This window comes from Marinobacter antarcticus, from assembly GCF_900142385.1.
GTDB classification, from domain to species: domain Bacteria; phylum Pseudomonadota; class Gammaproteobacteria; order Pseudomonadales; family Oleiphilaceae; genus Marinobacter; species Marinobacter antarcticus.
Window position 1 is genome coordinate 115,266 of sequence record NZ_FRAQ01000004.1, and the last position, 20,921, is coordinate 136,186.

A 20,921-nucleotide genomic window follows, 5' to 3' on the forward strand; every position below is an offset into this window, starting at 1 on the left:
TTCCTTTGGTGTTCTCGCCAGTCAGTCGGATAGCGTTTTGCGTATCTGTTTTAGTTCGCGCCGGCGTTCGGGGGTGATTTTTGGGTAGGCCCTCATGTAGTCATCCCAGAATTTCCGTTCTTCACTGTCTGCCATACTGAATTTCCAGTTTTTATCAGCATCATCAATGCGGTCCAGGAATCGCTGGCGTTGCTCTTCTTTGGAAAGGTGCAGGAAAAACTTGCAGATGCGCGTGCCGTTGCGGTGCAAGTGCGCTTCCATGTCGACGATGGACTGGTGCCGGTCCCGCCAGATGGTGTTTTCGTTGAGTAATGCATCCGGAAGATTCTGGCTATGCAGGATTTCCTTATGCACCCGCACGATAAGCACTTCCTCGTAATAGGAGCGGTTAAAAATGCCAATGCGGCCGCGCTCCGGCAGTGCCTTATTCGTGCGCCAGAGAAAGTCGTGGTCCAGTTCCATGGCGCTGGGGTGCTGGAAGCTGAAAACCTGGCAGCCTTGCGGATTGACGCCGGACATCACGTGGCGAATGGCGCCATCTTTGCCGGCTGCATCCATCGCCTGGAAAACCAGCAGCATCGCGTAGCGATTAGAGGCATAGTGTAGTTGTTGGAGGTCACTCAACTCAGACACCTGGCTTTGGAGTCGCTTTTTATAGTCCTTCTTGGATGTGTAAAAGGGATCAACCCTTGTCGGCCACTGGCCGAGGTTCACCGCATGCCCCTCTTTTACGCGGAATTGAGTAGTATCGAGCTTCATCTTCATTGGCAGTGCACTCCAGATCCTCGGTGCTTTCCCTGCAGCGCGGATCGAACTATCTTCGCGCTGTTTCTTTAGGCGGCGTTTGTGCAGGATCAAGAAAAGGTAACGTCCACAAGGTTCAGAGGTATCCGCCCCGCGGGACCTTTGAATCGCGTAGTCTTTCCCCTAAACTTGAAATAATACATTGGCAGGGCGAGGCGGTTAGCACAAGCATATGTCCGACAAAGAGCTCCGTACCAAGTCTGATAAACAGTCGATCGACCAGTTTATCCATCAGGTCCGCAAGCTGCCTAAGCAGGGTGGCGAGCGAGGCCGGTTGATTTTCGCCCTGGATGCCACTGCCAGCCGGGATGCTACCTGGGATCAGGCTTGCCACTTGCAGAGTGAGCTTTTCCTGGCGACCAGGGATTTGGGCGGCTTGGCGATTCAGCTTTGCTACTACCGCGGTTTTGGGGAATTCAAGGCCACGGAGTTTGTCAGCGAGACCGGCCAGCTGCTTAACCTGATGAACGGTGTTTCCTGTCTGGGCGGACGTACCCAGATTAGCAGGGTGTTGGCGCACGCCCGGAAAGAGACCCGTGCAAAGGCAGTCAAGGCAGTGGTGTTTATCGGGGATTTTTGTGAGGAGCCTGTGGACGAGCTCTGCCATATTGCCGGGGAATTGGGCATGCTGCGAACCCCGGTGTTTATGTTTCATGAGGGAGCCGATGCACACGCCAGGGCGGTGTTCCAGCAGGTGAGCAAACTATCGGGGGGTGCCTATGCACCCTTTGATCGCAACAGCCCGCAGGTGCTTAAGGATCTTATGGCCGCTGTTGCGGTCTATGCGTCCGGGGGGGCCAAGGCACTGCAGGACTATTCCAACCGCAGCTCCTCGGAGGTTAAGCGTTTGACCCAACAGCTCAGATAGCGCTTATTTCAATCAACCGGTGGGCCATTTGGCCCGGAGTATCCGAGTGCCACTAACGCTTCTGGTTGTCATAATGGCGGTTGTTGCCTGGGTCTGGCTACGCAACCAGCCGCCCGGCCAACAAAAACCGGCCATCCTCAAGCTGGTGTCGATTGCCGGTATCCTGATGGCGATCGTTCTGGCCGTTACCGGCCGTTTGCAGGTCTTGTTGGCCTTGTTGGTTTTCCTGTTTCCCCTGCTGCGCCGTGTGTTGCCATCCTTGCTGATGGGTCGGATGCCGGGCTCAGGCGAAGCAAGCGCGAAACCGGGCAACCAATCTCATGTTTCGAGCGATATCCTCAATATGACCCTGGACCACGACTCCGGAACTATGAGCGGTGAGATATTGAAAGGCCCCATGGCCGGGCGGGCGCTGGCGGATCTGGGCGAGGGTGAATTCATCGAATTATTGCAGTATTGCCGGGACCACGACGAGGATTCCGCCAGGCTTCTGGAAACCTATCTGGACCGCCGTTTTGGAGATTCCTGGCGCACTGACGACCCGGCGGGCGATGACAGTGCGGGGGAAAGTGAACGTGAAAATTCAGGCAGTGGCGGCGCCCTGACCGAGAACGAAGCCCTGGATATCCTGGGGCTGGAGGCTGGTGCCAGCCGGGATGAGATTGTCCAGGCCCACCGTCGGGTGATGCAGAAAATACACCCGGACCGTGGTGGGAGTAACTACCTGGCTGCCCGTGTTAATGAAGCCAAAGAGCGTCTTCTGAGCTAAGGAGCCGACCTGCAGTTGCCGATCCTGAAGTGCCAACTATCAGACGAAGGGTGACTCGGATTGGAGGATCTCAATGTCAAGTTCTGGTTTCCTTAGCCAATGCAACCAGGTCTGTCCGGATGTCTTCAACACTCAGGTCAGGTTTGAACAGAAGGCGAGCATTTCCGTTGCGGTCGAATACATAGACGGCGCCACTGTGCGACACGTTGTAGTTGCCCTCCGCATCCGGATCGTCGTAGCCAAAGGTGGTGCGGTAGCGTTTACTCAGCTCCCGCAGCGCTTTTTCTTCACCGGTGAGGCCGATGGCTCTCTCGCTGAAGAAAGCCACATAGCTTTTGAGCCGTTCCGGCGTGTCCCTTTGAGGGTCAACGCTGACGAAGATAATCCGGGTGTCGTCCTGCCATTGGTCAGGCATGTCCTTAACGGCGCGGGACAGCTTCTGGAGGGTAGCGGGGCAGACGTCGGGGCAGGAGGTGAAGCCGAAGAACAGCATCCGGATCTCACCATCGGTTTTCTTAGCAGTCACGGTATCGCCGGATGTGTCTGTCAGCTCGAAGGCCAGTTCCGGCATCAGCCCGCTGATGTCCTTGCCGCGCCAGGATTTGTCGTCGCCGAAACAGCCGGCCAGGATTATCGCTGCGGTGACTACGACAGTGATCGGCAGCATTCTTGGCAGGCGTAAATGGAACTGAATACTCATGAATGGGTTGCCTTCAGCTTTTCGGAATAGGGGGGTATCTTACCGCTTTCCCGCATGGCGCGGCGAAGGATGATCAGTATGCCGAGAACGCTCATCATGGCAGGAGGGATCCAGGTGAGCAGCCCGCCCAGGAGCTGGTCCGTCTCCGGTGCCATCGGCCAGGCACGACCGCACACTTCGTAGACGTCATAAACCATGCTTCGGGAGAAAACGATGGTGGCGCCCAGGATTATCTGCGGAATCGCCACCAGGGCCAGCAGCAGGATCCGCTTGCCATACCCTAGGGCATCACCGGACACCGGCGAGCGCGGGTCGAAGATAAGCCACCAGAACAGCAGGCCATCCAGCAGCATGCTCCAGTTCATGATCCAGTATAGGTTGCGGCTGAGCATGGCATTAAAGTGGATGGGCGGCCATAACCAGAAGTAAATCAGCCCTATGAACAAGAAAGATGCAATAGCAGGGTGCTGCAGGAACCGGTAAACCCAGCCCAGAGGGGACAGTGCCTGCCTTGTCCCGGGCTTGATCCGGCTGTAGAGAAAGCGCATCACCGGCAGGGGATTGGAGAGTGCGATCAGGATCGGCCCCAGGTGGTGAAGAATCAGGTGCTGGCCCCGGTGAACGAAGAACATGTATTGAGAGTAGTAATCAAATCGGGTTTGCATAACACCGTAGCAAATCATCACGCCCACCACGAACACGAGTATCCGACCGCTACCAGGCCGATTGTCTTCAGGCATTTTCAGCAGCCCGTAACCATAGAACCCCAGCACCAGCAAGCAGCCCAATATTGTCGCTGGCGAAAAATCATAAGGTGTCAGGTAGTCTGTAATGGACATCGGGCGTGCCTTAAAGCTCTGGCGCGGAACCAGGGAGTAGTGTGGTAGGGGCCGTGTTGTAAGGACAGGCACCCCAAGCCTACCATCATTCGTGGGGCAAGGCAGGCATCCAATAAAGAAGGCCCCGGGCAAAGTCTGCTATCGCTGCGTCAAACTGCATTGACGCATTGGCTAGAGCACGGCTACCGCAAAGGGTCAGGGTGAATCCTGATTCTACTTTAAAATCATGTGCATCCAGGCCGTAGCGCACTCGTGTTGCTATCCACTCAGCCCTCGCGTAGTAACAGGGCCGGATTCAACCGCAGGGCCCGCAGTGTTGGCAGCAGGCCGCCCAGCAGGGCGAGTGAACTCACCGCCGCCGCAACCAGCGCGCCAATCCACCACAGATTTCCTGCCGGTAGTTTCAGCAACATGGTTGCCAATGGCAGCGCGATCAGTGCCCCGAGTGCTGTCGCGAACACCGTAGAGAGCAAGGTCAGTAACCCTGTTTCCAGCAGCATGGACAGCCGGATAGCCCGGTGCCTGGCGCCGAGGCAGTGCAGCAGATTGGCCTCATAGAGTTGTCGCCTGCGGCTGACGCTGACTACGCTGGACAGCACCAGCAGGCTTGCTGTGAGGCTGACCAGGGCAACGGCAGCAAGGCCGGCAGCCGCCTTGTTGAGCAGATCACCGGCTGTCTCTAGCCAGTCGGCGGTGCGCAGCGTAATCACATTCGGAATGTTTCTGGCCAGCCACTGTTGTGACCTTTTTGCGGCTGGGTCACTCTGGTAAACAACGCCGACGTAACGCCCAATCAAATCGTCCAGTGCGCCATCCTGCAGAACGCCCTCGAACCAGAACCGGGTCTGAAGACCTTTCTGCCGGTAGATGGCTCTGATTTCAGCGGCAATCGGCCGGCCCCCGGCCATAAACTCTACTCGGTCGCCGACCGTCAAGCCGAGCTGGTTGGCTTCCCGATCCTCCATAGCCATGAAGGCGGGCTGTCCCTCTGGCGCCGGAGACGACCACCAGCTGCCTCTGACCAGCTCGAGATCTTCCGGGTTCCCCGACAGATAGCTGAGCTTGTATTCATCACCCATGGCCTCGCGTCTGGCTTGCGAATTGTTCGCCAGAACATCCGCGATCGACTCCTCGTTGATCTTGGCCAGGCGGCCGCGAACCAAGGGCAGAAGCTCGGTCCGGCTGGCAGGATCAAGCTTCTTGAGGCCAGACTCGAGCGGTTCAATCTGATCAGGGAAAACCTCATACAGAATCAGGGCCGGTGCTTCGGCCGGTATCGTCGATTCCAGCGCTCGCAGGAGGGTGCTTACCAGCAGGGTGCAAGCCACCACCAGTGTCAGCGCCGTACCCAGTGAGAGCAGCGTTGCCCGCAACGGCGAATCTGGCCTGTGGAGATTGGCCAGCGCCAGCCGCCGGGCAAAATGTCGATCGGCAAAGCCACCGTTTTCCAGCGCTTTGGCAGCGCGTTGCAAGCCCTTGATCACACTTTCCAGCAAGCCCCAGAGCACGACGACAACCAACAGGAACATGAATCCAAGTTGCGGGGAGGGCAGCCAGAACAGAGTGGCCGCGATATAGACAGCCAGCAGAAGATAGCTGGCGATTCGCCAGCTGCGAGGCTCATGACGGGCCGCCTGAACCTGGCCTCTGAACAGCCCTGCCGGTGAGGCCGCAAGTGCTCTGGCCAGCGCCGGTAGCGCGAAGACGTAGGCGGTCAGCACCGCAAACAGCCAGCTCAGGAGCAAGGGTACGACCCAAAGGCCTATCCACTGGCCAGCCAGGCCAGCATTGTCAGATCCGGACAGCGCAAAGGCATCGCCGGCCAGACCAATGGCCACGGTGGACATTCCCAATCCGATGCCACCGCCGATGAGGCCGGCAAGGCTGCCCAGTATGCCGATCTGTAGCAGATAAATGCCCACCAGGGGCCTGCGCCGTAAGCCCAGCGTCTGCAGTGTGGCAATGGTGCCAAGCTTTTCATCCAGATAGGCATGTATGCTGTTGGCGACACCCAGACCGCCAATGAACAGCGTCGTGAAAGCGATCAGAATGAGCGCCGTTGCAACCTGGTCAAGCCGCTCGGACAGGCGTTCGCTGCGCTCGGCAAAGGTTGTGGTATCCCAGCGAGTATCGGGAAAGGCCTGCTCGAATTCATCCAGCCAGACGTTCAGGTCTCGGTCGGTCTGCACCCGGTATTCGTAGTCGATGCGGCTGCCTGGCCGGATCAGCCCCGTTGCCTCCACCGCCGCTTCGGAAATCATGATCGGTAAGCCGCGCCAGTTGGCATTCAGGCTGCGATCCGGCTGCGCCTGAATAAGGCCGCTGATGCGAAAGGTGGCTGCGCCAATCTGAATCTGATCGCCAATGGACTGGCCCAGACGTTCAGCAAGCAAGGGGTCAATGATGGCCCCCCAACGTTCATCTTTCTGTGCCGTGAGCTCCGACAGTGGTTGGTCCGGCGTCAGTTGCAGCTCGCCGTATAGAGGATAGGCCGCATCAGGGATCAGTATTTCGGCTCTCACGAAGCTTGCGCCATCGTCTTCACTCGCACCACTGACCATGGTGTCGAGCTCGCGAACCAGCGAGAGACTGCCAGTCGCACGAACCCATTCAAGCACTTCATCCGGCAGTGGCTCACTGGCATCCAGCTCGACGTCGCCACCCAGCAGGGCGCGGGTATCGGCCAGCAGACTCTGCTCGATAACCCGGTAGAGACTGGCCGTGGCGGCCACCAGGGTAACGCCGAGTATGAGGCAGGCCAGAAAAACCTTGAGTGCGGAGATGCGCGAGCGGAGATCGGAGATCGCGAATCTCAGCATCCAGAGAGGCCTGGCGGATGTTTCAGATTTCATAGAGGCGCCCACCCTCCATCCTGACCCGGTGCTGACAGCGCTGTGCAACGCGTTCATCGTGGGTAACCAGCACCAGCGTGGACTTGCTTTCCTTATGCAGGTCGAACAGCAGCGAAAGCACCTTCTCGCCGGTTTCCTGGTCCAGGTTGCCGGTTGGCTCATCGCCCAGCAGAAGGCTTGGCTGATGCACCAGCGCCCTGGCAATGGCTACACGCTGCTGCTCACCACCGGAGAGTTGTCCGGGATAATGCTGCAACCGATGGCTTAGCCCAACCGCCTCCAGCATGGCAAGGGCGCGCTCACGGGCGCTCGCCTGTCCGGCAATTTCAAGCGGCAGGCTGACGTTGCCAAGTGCGCTGAGGCCCGGTAGCAAATGAAATGACTGGAAGATGATGCCAAGGTGCTCACTGCGCCAGTCGGCGAGCGCATCCGAATCCATGTCGCCAAGGCGCTGGCTACCAACCTGGATCTCGCCCTTGTCTGGATGCTCAAGACCGGAGAGAAGCAGAAGCAGGGAGGTCTTTCCACTTCCGGATGGGCCGGTAATCGCCAGTGTCTCACCAGGTGGAACCTTGAGTGACGCGTTGTTCAGCACCGCGACGGTACCTGACTCTGTCGGGTAGGTGAGATAAATGTCGCTCATTTGGACGCTGGTGGACACAGAGGTTCCTTTTCATGATTAAGGGGTGTCGCTCGCACAGCAGAATGCGCTGTTTGCCACCGCCATAATTAGCTAAAATTGAGATTGACTCTGAACCGCTGAGTAGCTTTGAAAAAAAGTATGCCGGATGTCAGAAGGGTGTGCAATTGAGCGTGGCAATCTCGAAGATGTCGCGCCTGTTGGCGATAAAGGCTACCAGGCAGCATATATTGCAGCGCTAGCTGATCGAAGCGTTAGTTTCTACAAGGAGTGTCAATGTCAGTTGTAATACGAGAAGCAAATAAAGATGACTCAGGTTTAATTCTGAAGTTTGTTAAAGAGTTAGCCAAATATCAAAAAGCTGAACACCAAGTCCTCGCTACTGAGTCGTCTATTGAGAATTCGATCTTTGCTAAAGATTCTTCTACAAAAGCGGTCATTTGTGAGAAACAGGGTGAGCCAATTGGTTTCGCTGTTTACTATTTTAATTATTCAACCTGGTTAGGAAAGCATGGTCTCTATCTTGAAGACTTGTATGTAACGCATACGGAGCGAGGTAGTGGTGCAGGAAAGTTTATTCTGAAGCATTTGGCCAAAATTGCTTTGGATAATCGGTGTGGAAGGCTTGAGTGGAGCGTGCTTGATTGGAACGAAACGGCTATCAAATTTTATAAATCACTTGGTGCTAAACCAAAAGATGAATGGATTGGTTATCAGTTAACGGGTTCCGAGTTACTTTCTTTGGCTGAGTCCTGAAGCTAACACATTGTTGTCGTTTGTCCCCGACCTTGATTGGCATGCCTCGTGTCACTCAGGAGTGGGTGCGTTGGGCCACGAGGTAATCCGGCAACTCCGGTACCATTTCCTTGAGCAAGCCGATTAACCGGTTGTTAGCCCATTTCTGCTTGTACACCAGCCCAAAACGATAGTTAAAGGCTGGCGTGAACGGCTTTATTAGCAGGTCATCGCGGGTTACCTGGTGGTCGTAGGCTGTGATGGGGTTGATCAGGGTGATGCCGACACCGTTGGCGACCAGTGAGCAAATGGCCGCGATGTTGGCTTCGGTTTTACCGGCAATTGGTATGTTTTTCTGCGACAAATGCAGCAGGAGTTGGTCGGCTGCCAGATTGGGCTGGTTGGGTATGACCAGATGCTGTCCTTTCAGATCTTCTATTGAGATCACACTGGCTTTGGCCAGGCTGTGGTTTTTGGGAATCAGACACACGGCTTCGGTTGAGATCAACTCATCAACCACGAGTGCCTGACTGTTCACCGGAAGAGTGACAAATCCGACATCGAAATAACCTGCTTCAACCGCACGCACCACTTCCGGGCTGGGCATGATGTCCAGATAGACATTGTATTTGGGGTTGTCGCTAAGAATGCGGGCGATGGTTTTGGGGACATAGGCAAAGCCCAGAGCCGGTGCTGAGGCGATGCGTATGCGCGAAGCGCCAAATTCTCGCAGTGCCACAATGCTGTGCTTCATGTTCTCCAGGTTGCTCAGCAAACCAAGAATCTCACCATAGAGCTCATCGGCCTCAGGCAGAATAATTAGCCGCTTCTTGTGCCGCATGAACAGCGGAATTCCAATATTTTCTTCCAACTGCGCCAGAGATCGACTGACGCCAGACTGGGTAATGCCCAAATCCCTTGCCGTCCGTGTCGCGGTGCCGGTCTCATAAAGCGTTTTGAAAATAATCAAAGATTTCAGAGAGTTAATGTTTATATCGCTCATATGGCTGGCCTCAAAGACGGTTTTATAAGCTGGAACATGAGCATAAGTCATTAAATAATGAAAAAACATTATGCATTGAAATTAATTAATAGCTGTTCTATTAATTAATAGTGATCAAAAAAACACCACTTTGTGTCTGAGGATGTTAGGCGCCATGTCCAGCAATGCTTTGTTCTACCTGACCAGTAATGACATGCCGCTTGTCAGCCATGCCGATGGCATTTATATCTGGGACACCACAGGTCGGCGTTACATCGATGCCTGTTCCGGTGCCATCACCTGTAACGTTGGCCACAACCACCCCACCGTAAAACGCGCCATGGTTGAGCAACTTGATAAGGTTGCTTTCAGCTATCGCACCCAGTTCGAAAGCCAGGTCGCGCTGGACCTGGCAAACCGCCTGGTCGGTCTGACCGACGGTGAGCTGGATAAAGTCTTCTTTGTCGGCAGTGGTTCAGAAGCGGTCGAGAGCGCGATCAAACTGGCGGTTCAGTATTTTGTTGCCAAAGGGCAGCCAGAGCGTAGCAAGTTTGTGTCGCTACGCCCTTCGTATCATGGCAGTACCATGGGGGCACTGGGGCTAACCGGATACGAACCCCTGGAGGCACCGTATCGCTCGATAACTATTGGCTCGGTCAAGGTGCCCTCGCCGGACTTATACCGTTACCAGGAAACCAGTGTTGAAGAACACATTGCATTGGTGCTGGAACAGACCGAAAACGCCTTTCTGGCGGCGGGCCCGGAGACCATTGCCGCCCTGGCGCTGGAGCCGGTTGGCGGTGCCAGCACCGGGGGGCGCATGGTCACAAAGGCCTATATGGAAGGGTTGCGGGCTTTGTGTGACCGCTACGGTTGCCTATTGATCATGGACGAAGTGCTCAGCGGCATGGGCCGCACTGGCGCCTGGTTTGCCTACCAGCATTTTGGTGTTGCGCCCGACATTATGGCGCTGGCCAAAGGGCTTGGTTCTGGCTACTACCCCGTCGCGGCCATGATGGCGCGTCAGGAGCTGGTTGACGAGGTGAGTCGCAGTGGTGGTTTCATGCACGGTCATACCTACGCCGGCAACCCTTTGGCCTGTGCCACGGGCCTTGCTGTCATTGGTGTGATGGACTCGGAACAGCTGGTCAGCAATGCGGTAAAGCAGGGTGCCTATCTTCGTCAGCAACTCGACCAGCTGGCTCTTAAGTATGACTGCATTGGTAATGTGCGAGGCGTCGGTTTGTTGCAGGGGGTGGAACTGGTGCAGGACAAAGCCAGCAAGCAACCGTTCCCGGCATCGTTCAATGCCTTCGACAAGCTCACCGCTCTGGCCAAGGTCCGTGGCCTGCTGATTTATCCGAGGCGTTGCCTGAACGGCCTGGAGGGTGATCATGTGTTGATTACGCCGCCGTTGACCGTCACCGCTGCGGACATTGACGACATAATCGCCCTGCTGGATAACAGCCTGGCTGCCTTCGAACAGGTGGCGCTGGAGCTGGAGCAGGAGGTTTGTTCATGAAAAAGAATCAAAGACTGGAAAATGCCATCGCCGCCATTCCTTCCGGGGCTGTGGTCATGGTCGGTGGCTTTGGCAATCCGGGCACGCCGTTCAGCCTGATCAACGAACTGGTACGCCAGGGACAGACCGGTCTGACCCTTATCAAGAACGATGCTAATGAACCCGGTCATGGTTTGAGCCGGCTGATCGAGAATGGCCAGGTGCGCAAGTTGATCACCACGCACATTGGCCTGAACAAACGCGTGATTGAGCTGATGAATCAAGGCGATCTCGAGGTCGCGTTTCATCCCCAGGGCATTCTGGCCGAAAAGATTCGCACCGCCGGTGCCGGAAGCTTTGGTTTCCTCACCGACATCGGCATTGATTCCGAGATTACCCGGCCGGAAGATCTGCTCGACTGGCAAGGTCAGACTTACAAGGTCGAGATGGCGTTGCCGGCTGACTATGCTCTCATTCATGCCGCTCAGGCGGACTGGATCGGCAATCTGGTGTATCAGGGTTCGGCTATCAATTTCAGCCCGCTGATGGCCATGGCTGCGAACCACGTCATTGTCGAAACGCCGGATCTCGGTGAGCCGGGCCGATTCAAGCCGGAACAGGTGCATACGCCGGGTGCTTTTGTCGACAGCATTGTACCGCTGGAATCACTCACCTCTGAATACGGGATCCTGGAACATCATGTCCGCCGTTGAACGCATTTTGAGCCGGGCGGTGAATGAAATCACCCCGGGCAGCATTGTCAATCTGGGCATTGGTTTGCCAACGCAGGTTATCCATTACCTGCCGGACGACTTCGATGTACAGATTCATTCAGAGAACGGCATTCTCGGTGCCTGGAAGCAGAGTCTGCCAGAGGCAATGGACCCCTTTCTCATTGATGCCGCTGGTGCCTATGTTTCCCTTCGGGAAGGGGCCAGCCTGTTCGATAGTGCTGTCTCTTTCGCAATAATTCGTCGCGCCCGGCTGGATTTAACCATGATTGGCGCCTTCGAAGTCGACGCGCTCGGCAACCTTGCCAACTGGAAAATCCCGGGAAAATTTTCGCCCGGGATTGGTGGTGCCATGGAGCTGGCACAAAAGACGCCCCGCATCGTCGTGCTGACGACCCATACCGACAAACACGGGCGACCCAAGATCCTGACGTCTTGCCGCCTGCCTTTGACAGCCAAAGCCTGCGTCAGCCGCATAGTATCCGACCTGGCTGTAATGGACATTACCCCGCAAGGTCTGGTGGTGCGCGAAAAACTGGTCGAGATCAGCGACGCTGATTTGCAGGCCCGGACCGAAGCGGAGCTAACCTTTGCGATCGGGGAGGCAGAGTCATGATGTATTTCAATGGAATTTTGCCCATTACCGGTCGGATGCCGGGTAATGCGCACAAGACGCGTGCATCAGGCCGGACCCTGATGCCCCGGTCGCACGGGTGTTCTTCTGGCTGGTGCCGCTGGCACGGTCGCTGCATGAATCAGGAGTAAACGCACAGGAGGTGGCCATAGCAACAAGCAAGGTGGTTAAAACCAGTGTGAAGAGGTGCGATGCATCAATGTGTGCATTGCTTTATAGAAAGGTCTGAACAGGAAGAAGAATATGAAGGCGCTTACTAAAAAGTTATCTCAATCTCTGGCTGTCGCAGCAATAGTCACAAGTGCAGCGGCCATGGTCGCCATGCCGACACAGGCGCGTGAACTGGATGAAATTCGTGGCGACGTATTTCAGGTGGTCAACTCCGGTGCTTACCCTCCCTTCAGTTTTGTCGACACCCAGGGCAACCTGGTTGGCTTTGATGTTGATATTGCCGAGGCTCTGGCTGAAAAGATGGGCGTAGAGGTTAACGTGCAGTCATCTCCCTGGAACGGCATTATCGCCGCCATGGTCGGTGGCCGTTTTGATGCCTGCATTTGCAGCATGAGCGACACAGAAGAACGCCGGCAGGCGGTTGACTTTTCCGACCCTTACTACAGCGCCGGTCTGTCGGTTTGGGTACAAGGCAGCACCGACGATATTAACAGCATCGACGACTTTGCTGGCAAGACTGTCGGATCCACTCTGGGTGAAACCGGTAACCAGTGGGCGGTGGAAAATGGCGAAGGCAAGTGGCGTAACCAGACCTTTCAGGGCCTGCCTAGCATGATGAATGGCCTGACCACAGGCCGCATCGATCTCATGATCGCCGATGACGTGCCCGTGCTGGTTGCCATGCAGGAAAACGCACCCGACATCAAGATGGTAGACGTGGGTGAACTGCCACGCTGGCCTGCCGCCATTTCCATTCAAAAGAACAAGCCTGAACTGCTTAAAGCGCTGAATACTGCCCTGGCAGAAATCAAGGCTGATGGTACTTACCAGGCCATTGTCGACAAGTGGATTGGCGAGGGTGCCAACATCGAGTAAAGGCTGTGGGCAAGGGGGGAGCCAGTTGCAGCCTGCGCTTTAAGGCTCTCCCCTCGGTCAACACGTCGAACGTTGTATCACCGACAACAGCAAAAAAGGTAAGACCATGGATTTCAACTTGATGGTCGAGGTCACGCCCCTGTTGCTAAAGGCAGCCTGGGTCACGATCGATGTTTCTGCCCGTTCAATGTTCTTTGGATTCTTCGTCGCCTGTGGACTGGTGTTCTTGCAGTCTTTTCGCTTTGCACCCATCCGCTGGTTTGCCCGAGGCTATATCAGTGTGGTTCGCGGGACACCCTATTTCGTCCAATTGTTGCTGGTGTTTTATGGCGGTCCCAGCATTGGCTTCAGGCTTGACCCCATTACTTGTGGGATCTTCGTGGGCGCTTTCAATATTGGCGCCTATATGAGCGAAGCGATTCGCGGCTCCATCGAGTCTGTAGATAATGGTCAGACAGAAGCCGCCAGATCAGTGGGATTTGGCAAGGTACAAACGATGGTGTCTATCATATTGCCGCAAGCCGCAGCACTGATGATTCGGTCGGTCGGGGTGTTGGCCATTGTACTGGTGAAAAACTCCTCTCTGGTTTCCATCATCTCGGTGGTTGAGTTGACTTATCAGTCTCAGCGGTTGATTGGTTCGACCTACAAGCCGCTGGAGATTTTCACCCTCAGTGCGCTGATGTACATCGTCATTGTTTACGCGGTGATGGGTATTATCGAACTGGCCTATCGTCGCGCGACGCGCTACACAACCCAATAAAAGGACGCAGAGATGGAATTTGATTTCGGTCCGGTAATAACCTATTTCCCTACCTTGCTGAAAGGCCTTGGTGTGGGTTCTCTGGTGGCCATCGTCGTTGCATTCATGTCGGTTGTGGGTGGGCTGGTGGTGGCGGTGATCTCTGTTTATATCAATAAGGTTCTGAGCTGGCCATTGCGGTTTTTTATCTGGCTGTTCATGACGACGCCACTGCTGTTGCAACTCTACTTTTTGTATTTTGGCCTCGGCGAGTGGATTCTGATTCCCGCCATCCTGGTTGGCATTCTTGGGCTGGGTTTTCACTACATGGCCTACAATGCCGACATATTCATTGCCACCATCAAGTCAGTGTCCGACGGTCAGTATGAAGCTTCACGGTCGCTCGGCTTTGGGCATGGTGCCACCATTTTCTACATCATTGTGCCACAGGCCTTTATTCGCGCGATCCCGCAACTGGGCAACAATATGATCCTGATGGTGAAAGATACGTCGGTCTTATCCGCCATTGGTGTGGCTGAGGTGGTGTATGCCTCCCAGTATGCGATCAGCGTAACGTTCCGGCCATTCGAGTTTTTCATCGTTATCGCCCTGCTGTATTACGTGATCAACATCTTTATGGAGCTAGGCCAGGCCTGGCTGGAGCGGCAGACGGCCTATCGTCGCTAAACCCCAATTTATAACAGTATAAAAGGCGGTAGAGCCCATGAGCACTGAGCATCAAACCGACACTCCGATGGTCGAAATCCGCAATGTGCACAAGCGTTTTGGCGATCTGGAAGTTTTAAAAGGCATCGACCTGACGGTGAATCGCGGAAAGATCGTATCCATCATTGGTCCTTCCGGTTCTGGCAAGAGCACTCTGTTACGCTCGGTGAACCACCTGGAGGTGATTGACCAGGGTGAGATTCTTCTCGACGGCGTCCGGGTGAACCGGCCCGATATGAACGGTCTTATATTTGAACGGCACATCAACCACATCCGCCAGAACATGGGTATGGTGTTTCAACACTTTAATCTCTTTCCTCATCTGTCCACGATCGACAATGTCACCCTGGGGCCACGCAAGCTGAAAGGCATGGATAAACACATTGCCCGGGAATTGGGCATGGAATTGCTTGACCGGGTTGGCCTTGCTGAAAAAGCCGCGGTATTTCCCAACCATTTGTCGGGCGGCCAAAAGCAACGGGTGGCCATTGCCCGGGCGCTGGCGATGCAGCCCAAGGTGATGCTGTTTGACGAGGCGACTTCAGCCCTGGATCCGGAGCTTGTCGAAGAAGTTAACCGGGTAATGCGCGGCTTGGCAGAAGAACATATGACCATGTTGATCGTGACACACGAGATGACCTTTGCGCGCGATGTGTCGGACTGGGCCATGTTTATGGACGAAGGGGTCGTCGTTGAAGAATGCACCCCGGAGAAGCTGTTCAGCAATCCGGATCAGGAGCGCACCTGCCACTTCCTGCGCAAACACCTTGGCGATAATCACTAGGCGGTGAACCGTGAAATGTTTTTACCATGAGGCGCAAAAGCTTCACGCGCCCAAGCACTTTTTTCTTCGCGGCCAACCTGCGCCCTCACCAGAGCAACCGGTTCGCTCCGAGCACCTGAAAGCGGCGATTGATGCCACCAGTGCCAGTCTGGTTCTGCTGCCACCCCTTGCCGGGGATACGCTCCTCCTGGACCGGCTGAAGCGTATTCATACCCCTCGCTATCTTACCTTCCTTGAAATCGCGGTGGAGCGTTGGCGAGCCTTGCCTGGTACATCTGGTGTGGTTACTCCCAATGTACATCCTTGTGGTCATGCCCGTTTTTACCCACGCCACATAGTCGGCCAGGCAGGCTGGCACATGCATGATATGGCGTGCCCGATGGATGAAGGTAGCTATACCGGCATTCTCGCCAGTGCAACAACCGCCCAGGCAGCAGCCGATGCCATACTGCAAGGCGAGGTTGCGAGCTACGCTCTTTGTCGACCGCCGGGCCACCATGCCGGGCCGGAACGGGGAGGTGGCTTCTGCTTCCTGAACAACTCGGCTCTGGCCGCCACCGTATTGCGTGAGCGCTACGAGCGCGTAGCCATCGTTGATGTCGATGTGCATCACGGCAACGGAACTCAGGACATTTTTTGGCAACGAAGCGACGTCTGGACTGGATCAGTGCACGTCGACCCTGCGGATTACTACCCTTTTTACTGGGGTGCGTCGGATGAAGTGGGGGAGGGTGATGGCAAGGGGTATAACCGCAATATGCCTCTGCCACTTGGTGCCAATGGCATTGAATTTTTACAGGCCTTGTCGCGCCTGTTGTCAGCCCTTGCTGAATTCCAGCCTCAGGCCATCGTCATTGCACTCGGGCTCGACGCCCATAAGGATGACCCGCTGGCCGGGATGACGCTGGAAACCGAGGATTTTTACCGCATTGGCCAGCGCCTGGCTCAGGTCAAAGGCCCGAAAGTGATTGTTCAGGAGGGTGGCTATCCAACGGACAGCCTCGGTGATAATCTCACCGCCTTCTTGCAGGGCTTTCATCGTGGTTAATGGTGCGGGCTTCCCGTTTTTTTCAACGACAACTAGAAAGAGTGTGTTTTATGAGTGATCGTTACATTGATAGCAACCAACGCATGAGTCAGATCGTCATACACGGCAACACGGCCTATCTCGCAGGCCAGGTAGCGCATGACGCCAGTGCCGGTATGCAAGGACAGACTGAACAGATCCTGCAAGGCATTGATCAACTGCTGGCCAAGGCCGGGACCGATAAATCCCACATTTTGTCTGCAACCATCTGGGTAACCGACATGGCCGAGTTTCAGGAAATGAACATGGCCTGGGATGCCTGGGTAACACCAGGACGCACCCCGGCTCGTGCCTGTGTCACAGGCAACCTGGCCAAACCGGAATGGAAAGTGGAAATGATGGTCATTGCCGCCATTCCCGCTTGATTCACCACTATCAAACGGTAAAAGCGTAACAAGTCGTGTCGGCGGACGTGCTAACGCACGCCGCCCTCCGGTAGCATGGTTTTGGGGTCACGCTCGTAACGCTGGATCTCGTAGGGCACTCCCAGCTCCACCCTCGCCAGAAATTCCCCTATATGCTCGAACGCCTCTTCCGCCTCCGGTAACAGTGGCGTAAACAGGTGCCACACATGAACCATGTCGGGCCAGGTTTCCACTTCCACCGGTGAGCCAGCCGCCTGTGCTTTTGCTACATACCGTTTGGCGTTTTCCAGCAGTAGCTCCGATTCACTGACGTGAATCAGTGTTGGCGGGAGGTTGTGGAGGTCTCCTCGCAGGGGTGAGACCGTTGGGCTGGTGGGCAATACCCGCATGCCCAGAATCGTTCCCCACCACAGCAGCGGCAGGGGTATGCGCGCCAGTTTCTCAACAGTTGGCCCCAGCATGGCATCGGTCTTCAGGTTGGCCCGGCTGCCGAGCGACGTGAGCATGAGCTCGGTAGAGGGCGACAGGGCAATAGCGGCATTCGGTGTTTGCAGACCCTGGTCTCGTATCCAGGCAATCAGCCCCAGGGTGTGACTGCCGCCGGCGGAGTCCCCGGCGACCACTACAAAATCGGCCGGCGTCTTTTCGTCCGGGCCATTGTCAAGCAACCAACGGTAAGCCTGCTGGCAGTCGATAATTCCGTCCAGATAGCGATTTTCCGGCATTAGCCTGTAGTCAATGGCGAATACGCAGGCGTGGGCCAATCTCGACAGCCGGTCCGTGATAGTGCGATGACTTTTGGGGCTGCCGGCGACCCAGGAACCGCCGTGAATGTAGAGAATCCGGCGGTTGGGGTCTGATCCGGGTGCAATCACCCATTCCCCCTTGGGCGCGCCGTTTGCAGAGGGGCGGATTTCGGAGGCGAGTTCCAGGCCGTCGCTCATGCTATCCATGTGGCGTCGCAGGGCCTTTACCCGAGCCCGGCCACGGAGGCCTTCAACCGCTGTATGCATGCCCTTGACCTTTTCAAGCACTTGTTGGCGAGCCTCGCTTTGTTGCTGGGGGGTGGTCGTTTTGCGTTCATCACCGGCATCGTGTTTCCGGCGCAGGACAAACACCACTAAAGCCAACAGTGCGACCATTACCAGGCCAAACCACATCATTGCGAACCAGGCGATTCCAAAAATCATGTGCAATCCTTGCGTGGTTTTACGGCAGCTCGCGGGTTAGCTGCCCATGTTTGGTTAACCAGCGTCTCAATATCTGTAAGGATAGCAGGAGCATCGGTTACCCGGGCCAGCCAGCTCAGGGGAATGCCGCGCTCTCCACCAACGCCGAACAGGGCTTCCATCGCCGGCCCGATGATCCAGACCCGCCCGCAGGAATCTCCTTCACAATAAATATTGGCACGAACGGCTTCGGTAAAGCTACGGGCATGGCTCAGGATATGAAAGATCACCGGCATGGCTTCGGGCAGATAACAGGTACGTCCATAAGTGTCGCCAGCCCCCGGAGCAGATGGTCCAGAAGTTGCGCGGCACAGCGGGCCCATGCCACCGCTTCGTCGTTGTGATTGGTCACCCGAACAGCCGCTTCTGTCATCTCCATCAGATTGCTTTTACCGCCATAGCTCGCAACCAGTGGTGGCAGTTTTGAGACCGCTGATAGTTGCATGTCGTCGGCGCCATAAATTCCGGTGACAGGCCGCCAACCTCATGAATGCGTTGACTGTCGTACAGCCAGTGCAAGCCAAGACTGGCTGCGTCCGCAACCCAGCCGCCGACAAGGGCGTTGATGATGCGTGAGCGTTCCTCTGGCTTTGCTTCATGACTCATGTGGCTGCCTCCTGACGGATTGGTCTTTGTATGCAAGTATAAACCGTCTCAGAACAGGACATTCATAAGATTGCTTTGTGCGTCCCACCTTCTACCCAGCCAGAAACGAAAAAGGGCACATCCGAAGATGTACCCTAAATCATTGAAATATGGTCGGGACGGAAGGATTTGAACCTTCGACCCCTTGCACCCCATGCAAGTGCGCTACCAAGCTGCGCTACGCCCCGATTTGCTAATTACTGCCTTTTCAAAGCCGGACTTTGAAGGCATTGGCCAAAGAGACTTAAAGAGGAATCTCAGTGGCTTAGCGGGAGCGAAGTCTACACTAGCCCAGATCAAAAATAAACAGGCATTGTGGGATTCGCTCCCGGATTTTTAGCGAAGCTTTGTTTCTCTGAGTTGCTGAACAAACTTTGGCGGATCAAAGCTATACGGTTGAGATTCCGCCCAGTATTTGTCGAAGACCGCCATGCCGGTTTTGCCCTCAAGCAGCGCGCCGGGAGCCAGAAAGGGGAACAGGTCATTGTAAGAGTGTACCTCTGTTTTCGATACCCGGCGTATTATGTGCTCAGGCCCCAGCTCACCAGGATGGCGCAGGCCTGATGCTTCCAGCAGGTTTTGCAGGGCCTCCAGGGTGTTTTTGTGGAAGTTGTACACCCTCTCGCTTTTGTCTTTCACGTCAAGTTTGCTGCTTCTTCTGGGGTCCTGAGTGGCAACACCGCTGGGGCAGCGGCCGGTATGGCAGTTCAGAGCCTGAATGCAGCCCAGTGAAAACATGTAGCCGCGGGCCGCGTTGCACCAGTCAGCACCCAGAGCAAGCGTGCGCGCAATATTAAAGGCAGAGGTTATTTTGCCGGCGGCGCCGATGGAGATATCTTCTCTGAGATTGGTGCCTACTAGAGTGTTGTGTACAAGCAGCAGTGCTTCTGTCATCGGCGTGCCAATACGGTTGATGAATTCCAGTGGCGCTGCGCCGGTGCCACCTTCGCCGCCATCTATAACAATAAAGTCTGGTTTGCGTCCGGTTTCAAGCATGGCTTTAACTATGGCAAACCACTCCCAGGGATGGCCGATAGCCAGCTTGAATCCTACCGGTTTGCCTCCGGACAGATCGCGGAGCTGGTCCAGAAACTCAAGCAATTCAATGGGAGTTGAAAAGGCTGAGTGCTGCGCGGGGGAGACGCAGTCTTCGCCTACGGATACGCCACGGGCTTCGGCAATTTCCGGTGTTACCTTGGCGCCAGGGAGGATGCCGCCATGGCCGGGCTTTGCACCCTGAGATAGTTTGACCTCTATCATTTTTACCTGATCAAGCGTGGCATTTTTCTCGAACATTTCGGGGTTGAATGAGCCATCTTTGTTCCGGCAGCCGAAGTAGCCCGAGCCTATTTCCCAAACCAGATCGCCTCCTGGTTGCCTGTGATAGCGCGATATAGAGCCCTCTCCCGTGTCGTGATAGAAGTCGCCCATCTTGGCGCCTGTATTCAGGCTGAGAATGGCGTTGGCAGAAAGGGACCCGAAACTCATGGCGGAAATGTTGAAAACGCTTGCGCTATAGGGTTTGGCGCAGCGTGAGCCGATCTGAATGCGAAAGTTGCTGTCTGCAATTTTTGAGGGTTTTAGTGAGTGGTTTATCCACTCAAAACCTTCTTCGTACATTCCCAGTTGCGAGCCGAAGGGGCGCTTGTCCAGCGCGTTTTTGGCGCGCTGGTAAATGATGGTGCGCTGTTCTCTGGAGAAGGGCTGTTCTTCTGTATCTGACTGGATAAAGTATTGTCGAATCTCAGGTCCTATTGATTCAAACAGGTAGCGGAAGTGCACCATGATGGGGTAGTTGCGGCTGATCGTGTGCTTTCTCTGCAGTATGTCGTAGGTGCCAAGAATGACCAAAGCACCGAATATGCCAGGGAAAAGATACCCCGTCTCAAAGTGCAGGCTGAGCGCCAGTGAAACAATAAAGCCTGTAATGCTTGTAACGTAGGCTGAGTAGCGCATCGGGAAAGTGGTTGTTTTCTCCATGAATATCTCGTGTGGCTCCGTAAAATCTATGGGTGGCGTTGATAAATCTACTGCTGCGAAGTATATCGTTACGACGACTAACTGATATCCGATTGATCGGTTTTTTATCCTTCAGCGCTTAGATTTTGGTCTATTCTTGAGATTGAATCCCAGAAATATAGTGTCTTTGATGTTTTGAACTCAAAACATTATTATGGCGCGCCTGCAATGTTTGAATCCAGATCATGAAGGGTTTTCGGTACTAAATTCAGAATCAGGAGG

The 20,921-nt window shown here is 55.3% G+C and carries 23 protein-coding genes and 1 tRNA gene; 12 read left to right on the forward strand and 12 right to left on the reverse strand.

Features of this window, described 5'->3' with window-relative positions; all coding sequences use genetic code 11:
* Positions 1-21 precede the first annotated feature (21 nt).
* A complete protein-coding gene (locus BUA49_RS15850) occupies positions 22-765 on the reverse strand; it encodes a PPK2 family polyphosphate kinase (protein ID WP_228704521.1) in 744 nt (247 codons plus the stop codon).
* 211 nt (positions 766-976) lie between these two features.
* Between BUA49_RS15850 and BUA49_RS15855 the strand changes: the two genes are divergently transcribed.
* Together BUA49_RS15855 and BUA49_RS15860 are read left to right on the forward strand one after the other, a co-directional pair.
* Positions 977-1,672: a hypothetical protein gene (locus BUA49_RS15855; RefSeq protein WP_072799358.1), complete on the forward strand. Its 696-nt coding sequence runs from the start codon at positions 977-979 to the stop codon at positions 1,670-1,672.
* A gap of 46 nt (positions 1,673-1,718) precedes the next feature.
* Positions 1,719-2,441, forward strand: a complete 723-nt coding sequence (locus tag BUA49_RS15860; RefSeq protein ID WP_072799360.1) for a J domain-containing protein — start codon at positions 1,719-1,721, stop codon at positions 2,439-2,441.
* Positions 2,442-2,517: 76 nt separating this feature from the next.
* On the opposite strand, the gene BUA49_RS15865 is transcribed toward BUA49_RS15860, so the two are convergent.
* The 4 genes from BUA49_RS15865 to BUA49_RS15880 all read right to left on the reverse strand — a co-directional run bounded on the left by BUA49_RS15865 (position 2,518) and on the right by BUA49_RS15880 (position 7,475).
* A complete protein-coding gene (locus BUA49_RS15865) occupies positions 2,518-3,141 on the reverse strand; it encodes an SCO family protein (RefSeq protein WP_072799362.1) in 624 nt (207 codons plus the stop codon).
* Positions 3,138-3,980, reverse strand: coding sequence for a cytochrome c oxidase assembly protein (locus BUA49_RS15870; protein WP_072799363.1), 843 nt, complete (start codon positions 3,978-3,980; stop codon positions 3,138-3,140). Before BUA49_RS15870 ends, BUA49_RS15865 begins: the two co-directional genes overlap by 4 nt.
* A gap of 266 nt (positions 3,981-4,246) precedes the next feature.
* Positions 4,247-6,832, reverse strand: coding sequence for an ABC transporter permease (locus BUA49_RS15875; RefSeq protein ID WP_072799365.1), 2,586 nt, complete (start codon positions 6,830-6,832; stop codon positions 4,247-4,249).
* Entirely contained in the window at positions 6,822-7,475 is a 654-nt protein-coding gene (locus BUA49_RS15880) for an ABC transporter ATP-binding protein (protein WP_072799367.1), read from the reverse strand. The genes BUA49_RS15875 and BUA49_RS15880 overlap by 11 nt, the downstream gene beginning before the upstream one ends.
* 273 nt (positions 7,476-7,748) lie before the next feature.
* Here BUA49_RS15880 and BUA49_RS15885 point away from each other — a divergent pair, with 273 nt between their 5' ends.
* Complete coding sequence (locus BUA49_RS15885; RefSeq protein WP_072799369.1) at positions 7,749-8,228, forward strand: GNAT family N-acetyltransferase; 480 nt, start codon at positions 7,749-7,751, stop codon at positions 8,226-8,228.
* Positions 8,229-8,283: 55 nt separating this feature from the next.
* Here BUA49_RS15885 and BUA49_RS15890 read toward each other — a convergent pair whose 3' ends face one another.
* The gene (locus tag BUA49_RS15890) at positions 8,284-9,210 is read right to left on the reverse strand and encodes a LysR family transcriptional regulator (protein ID WP_072799533.1); all 927 of its coding nucleotides are present in this window, start codon (positions 9,208-9,210) and stop codon (positions 8,284-8,286) included.
* Positions 9,211-9,364: 154 nt separating this feature from the next.
* Between BUA49_RS15890 and BUA49_RS15895 the strand changes: the two genes are divergently transcribed.
* From BUA49_RS15895 to BUA49_RS15935, 9 genes are all read left to right on the forward strand, one after another.
* Positions 9,365-10,711: an aminotransferase family protein gene (locus BUA49_RS15895; protein WP_072799371.1), complete on the forward strand. Its 1,347-nt coding sequence runs from the start codon at positions 9,365-9,367 to the stop codon at positions 10,709-10,711.
* Complete coding sequence (locus tag BUA49_RS15900) at positions 10,708-11,403, forward strand: CoA transferase subunit A (protein ID WP_072799373.1); 696 nt, start codon at positions 10,708-10,710, stop codon at positions 11,401-11,403. Before BUA49_RS15895 ends, BUA49_RS15900 begins: the two co-directional genes overlap by 4 nt.
* Positions 11,390-12,037 (forward strand): 3-oxoacid CoA-transferase subunit B, encoded by a 648-nt coding sequence (locus tag BUA49_RS15905; protein ID WP_139248806.1) that lies wholly within the window; start codon positions 11,390-11,392, stop codon positions 12,035-12,037. Before BUA49_RS15900 ends, BUA49_RS15905 begins: the two co-directional genes overlap by 14 nt.
* A 261-nt stretch (positions 12,038-12,298) precedes the next feature.
* On the forward strand, positions 12,299-13,102 hold the full coding sequence (locus BUA49_RS15910) for a transporter substrate-binding domain-containing protein (RefSeq protein WP_072799374.1): 804 nt from the start codon (positions 12,299-12,301) through the stop codon (positions 13,100-13,102).
* Positions 13,103-13,208: 106 nt separating this feature from the next.
* The gene (locus tag BUA49_RS15915; protein WP_072799376.1) at positions 13,209-13,865 is read left to right on the forward strand and encodes an amino acid ABC transporter permease; all 657 of its coding nucleotides are present in this window, start codon (positions 13,209-13,211) and stop codon (positions 13,863-13,865) included.
* A gap of 12 nt (positions 13,866-13,877) precedes the next feature.
* Positions 13,878-14,531, forward strand: coding sequence for an amino acid ABC transporter permease (locus BUA49_RS15920; RefSeq protein ID WP_072799377.1), 654 nt, complete (start codon positions 13,878-13,880; stop codon positions 14,529-14,531).
* Between the two features lie 37 nt (positions 14,532-14,568).
* Positions 14,569-15,354, forward strand: a complete 786-nt coding sequence (locus BUA49_RS15925) for an amino acid ABC transporter ATP-binding protein (protein WP_323807527.1) — start codon at positions 14,569-14,571, stop codon at positions 15,352-15,354.
* Positions 15,355-15,364: 10 nt separating this feature from the next.
* On the forward strand, positions 15,365-16,402 hold the full coding sequence (locus BUA49_RS15930) for a histone deacetylase family protein (protein WP_072799379.1): 1,038 nt from the start codon (positions 15,365-15,367) through the stop codon (positions 16,400-16,402).
* Positions 16,403-16,452: 50 nt separating this feature from the next.
* Positions 16,453-16,806, forward strand: a complete 354-nt coding sequence (locus tag BUA49_RS15935; protein ID WP_072799381.1) for a RidA family protein — start codon at positions 16,453-16,455, stop codon at positions 16,804-16,806.
* A gap of 50 nt (positions 16,807-16,856) precedes the next feature.
* Here the strand turns inward: BUA49_RS15935 and BUA49_RS15940 are convergent, their stop codons facing one another.
* The 6 genes from BUA49_RS15940 to BUA49_RS15965 all read right to left on the reverse strand — a co-directional run bounded on the left by BUA49_RS15940 (position 16,857) and on the right by BUA49_RS15965 (position 20,660).
* Positions 16,857-17,996 (reverse strand): alpha/beta hydrolase, encoded by a 1,140-nt coding sequence (locus BUA49_RS15940; protein WP_084063608.1) that lies wholly within the window; start codon positions 17,994-17,996, stop codon positions 16,857-16,859.
* Positions 17,993-18,265 carry a hypothetical protein gene (locus BUA49_RS18100; RefSeq protein WP_267283720.1) on the reverse strand — a complete coding sequence of 91 codons (273 nt, stop codon included), beginning with the start codon at positions 18,263-18,265 and terminating at the stop codon, positions 17,993-17,995. The genes BUA49_RS15940 and BUA49_RS18100 overlap by 4 nt, the downstream gene beginning before the upstream one ends.
* Positions 18,262-18,414 carry a hypothetical protein gene (locus tag BUA49_RS18105; RefSeq protein ID WP_228704526.1) on the reverse strand — a complete coding sequence of 51 codons (153 nt, stop codon included), beginning with the start codon at positions 18,412-18,414 and terminating at the stop codon, positions 18,262-18,264. Before BUA49_RS18105 ends, BUA49_RS18100 begins: the two co-directional genes overlap by 4 nt.
* Entirely contained in the window at positions 18,414-18,641 is a 228-nt protein-coding gene (locus BUA49_RS18110; protein ID WP_228704522.1) for a hypothetical protein, read from the reverse strand. The genes BUA49_RS18105 and BUA49_RS18110 overlap by 1 nt, the downstream gene beginning before the upstream one ends.
* 150 nt (positions 18,642-18,791) lie before the next feature.
* Positions 18,792-18,868 (reverse strand) — tRNA-Pro (locus BUA49_RS15955).
* Between the two features lie 148 nt (positions 18,869-19,016).
* Complete coding sequence (locus BUA49_RS15965) at positions 19,017-20,660, reverse strand: FMN-binding glutamate synthase family protein (RefSeq protein ID WP_072799388.1); 1,644 nt, start codon at positions 20,658-20,660, stop codon at positions 19,017-19,019.
* Positions 20,661-20,921: the final 261 nt, after the last annotated feature.

Bases quoted from the DNA above. Each gene is read 5' to 3' on its own strand.
- BUA49_RS15850 (WP_228704521.1), bottom strand. From the start codon at position 765: ATGAAGATGAAGCTCGATACTACTCAATTCCGCGTAAAAGAGGGGCAT.
- BUA49_RS15855 (WP_072799358.1), top strand. From the start codon at position 977: ATGTCCGACAAAGAGCTCCGTACCAAGTCTGATAAACAGTCGATCGAC.
- BUA49_RS15865 (WP_072799362.1), bottom strand. From the start codon at position 3,141: ATGAGTATTCAGTTCCATTTACGCCTGCCAAGAATGCTGCCGATCACT.
- BUA49_RS15870 (WP_072799363.1), bottom strand. From the start codon at position 3,980: ATGTCCATTACAGACTACCTGACACCTTATGATTTTTCGCCAGCGACA.
- BUA49_RS15875 (WP_072799365.1), bottom strand. From the start codon at position 6,832: ATGAAATCTGAAACATCCGCCAGGCCTCTCTGGATGCTGAGATTCGCG.
- BUA49_RS15880 (WP_072799367.1), bottom strand. From the start codon at position 7,475: ATGAGCGACATTTATCTCACCTACCCGACAGAGTCAGGTACCGTCGCG.
- BUA49_RS15885 (WP_072799369.1), top strand. From the start codon at position 7,749: ATGTCAGTTGTAATACGAGAAGCAAATAAAGATGACTCAGGTTTAATT.
- BUA49_RS15890 (WP_072799533.1), bottom strand. From the start codon at position 9,210: ATGAGCGATATAAACATTAACTCTCTGAAATCTTTGATTATTTTCAAA.
- BUA49_RS15895 (WP_072799371.1), top strand. From the start codon at position 9,365: ATGTCCAGCAATGCTTTGTTCTACCTGACCAGTAATGACATGCCGCTT.
- BUA49_RS15900 (WP_072799373.1), top strand. From the start codon at position 10,708: ATGAAAAAGAATCAAAGACTGGAAAATGCCATCGCCGCCATTCCTTCC.
- BUA49_RS15905 (WP_139248806.1), top strand. From the start codon at position 11,390: ATGTCCGCCGTTGAACGCATTTTGAGCCGGGCGGTGAATGAAATCACC.
- BUA49_RS15910 (WP_072799374.1), top strand. From the start codon at position 12,299: ATGAAGGCGCTTACTAAAAAGTTATCTCAATCTCTGGCTGTCGCAGCA.
- BUA49_RS15915 (WP_072799376.1), top strand. From the start codon at position 13,209: ATGGATTTCAACTTGATGGTCGAGGTCACGCCCCTGTTGCTAAAGGCA.
- BUA49_RS15920 (WP_072799377.1), top strand. From the start codon at position 13,878: ATGGAATTTGATTTCGGTCCGGTAATAACCTATTTCCCTACCTTGCTG.
- BUA49_RS15925 (WP_323807527.1), top strand. From the start codon at position 14,569: ATGAGCACTGAGCATCAAACCGACACTCCGATGGTCGAAATCCGCAAT.
- BUA49_RS15935 (WP_072799381.1), top strand. From the start codon at position 16,453: ATGAGTGATCGTTACATTGATAGCAACCAACGCATGAGTCAGATCGTC.
- BUA49_RS15940 (WP_084063608.1), bottom strand. From the start codon at position 17,996: ATGATTTTTGGAATCGCCTGGTTCGCAATGATGTGGTTTGGCCTGGTA.
- BUA49_RS18105 (WP_228704526.1), bottom strand. From the start codon at position 18,414: ATGGAGATGACAGAAGCGGCTGTTCGGGTGACCAATCACAACGACGAA.
- BUA49_RS18110 (WP_228704522.1), bottom strand. From the start codon at position 18,641: ATGAGTCATGAAGCAAAGCCAGAGGAACGCTCACGCATCATCAACGCC.
- BUA49_RS15965 (WP_072799388.1), bottom strand. From the start codon at position 20,660: ATGGAGAAAACAACCACTTTCCCGATGCGCTACTCAGCCTACGTTACA.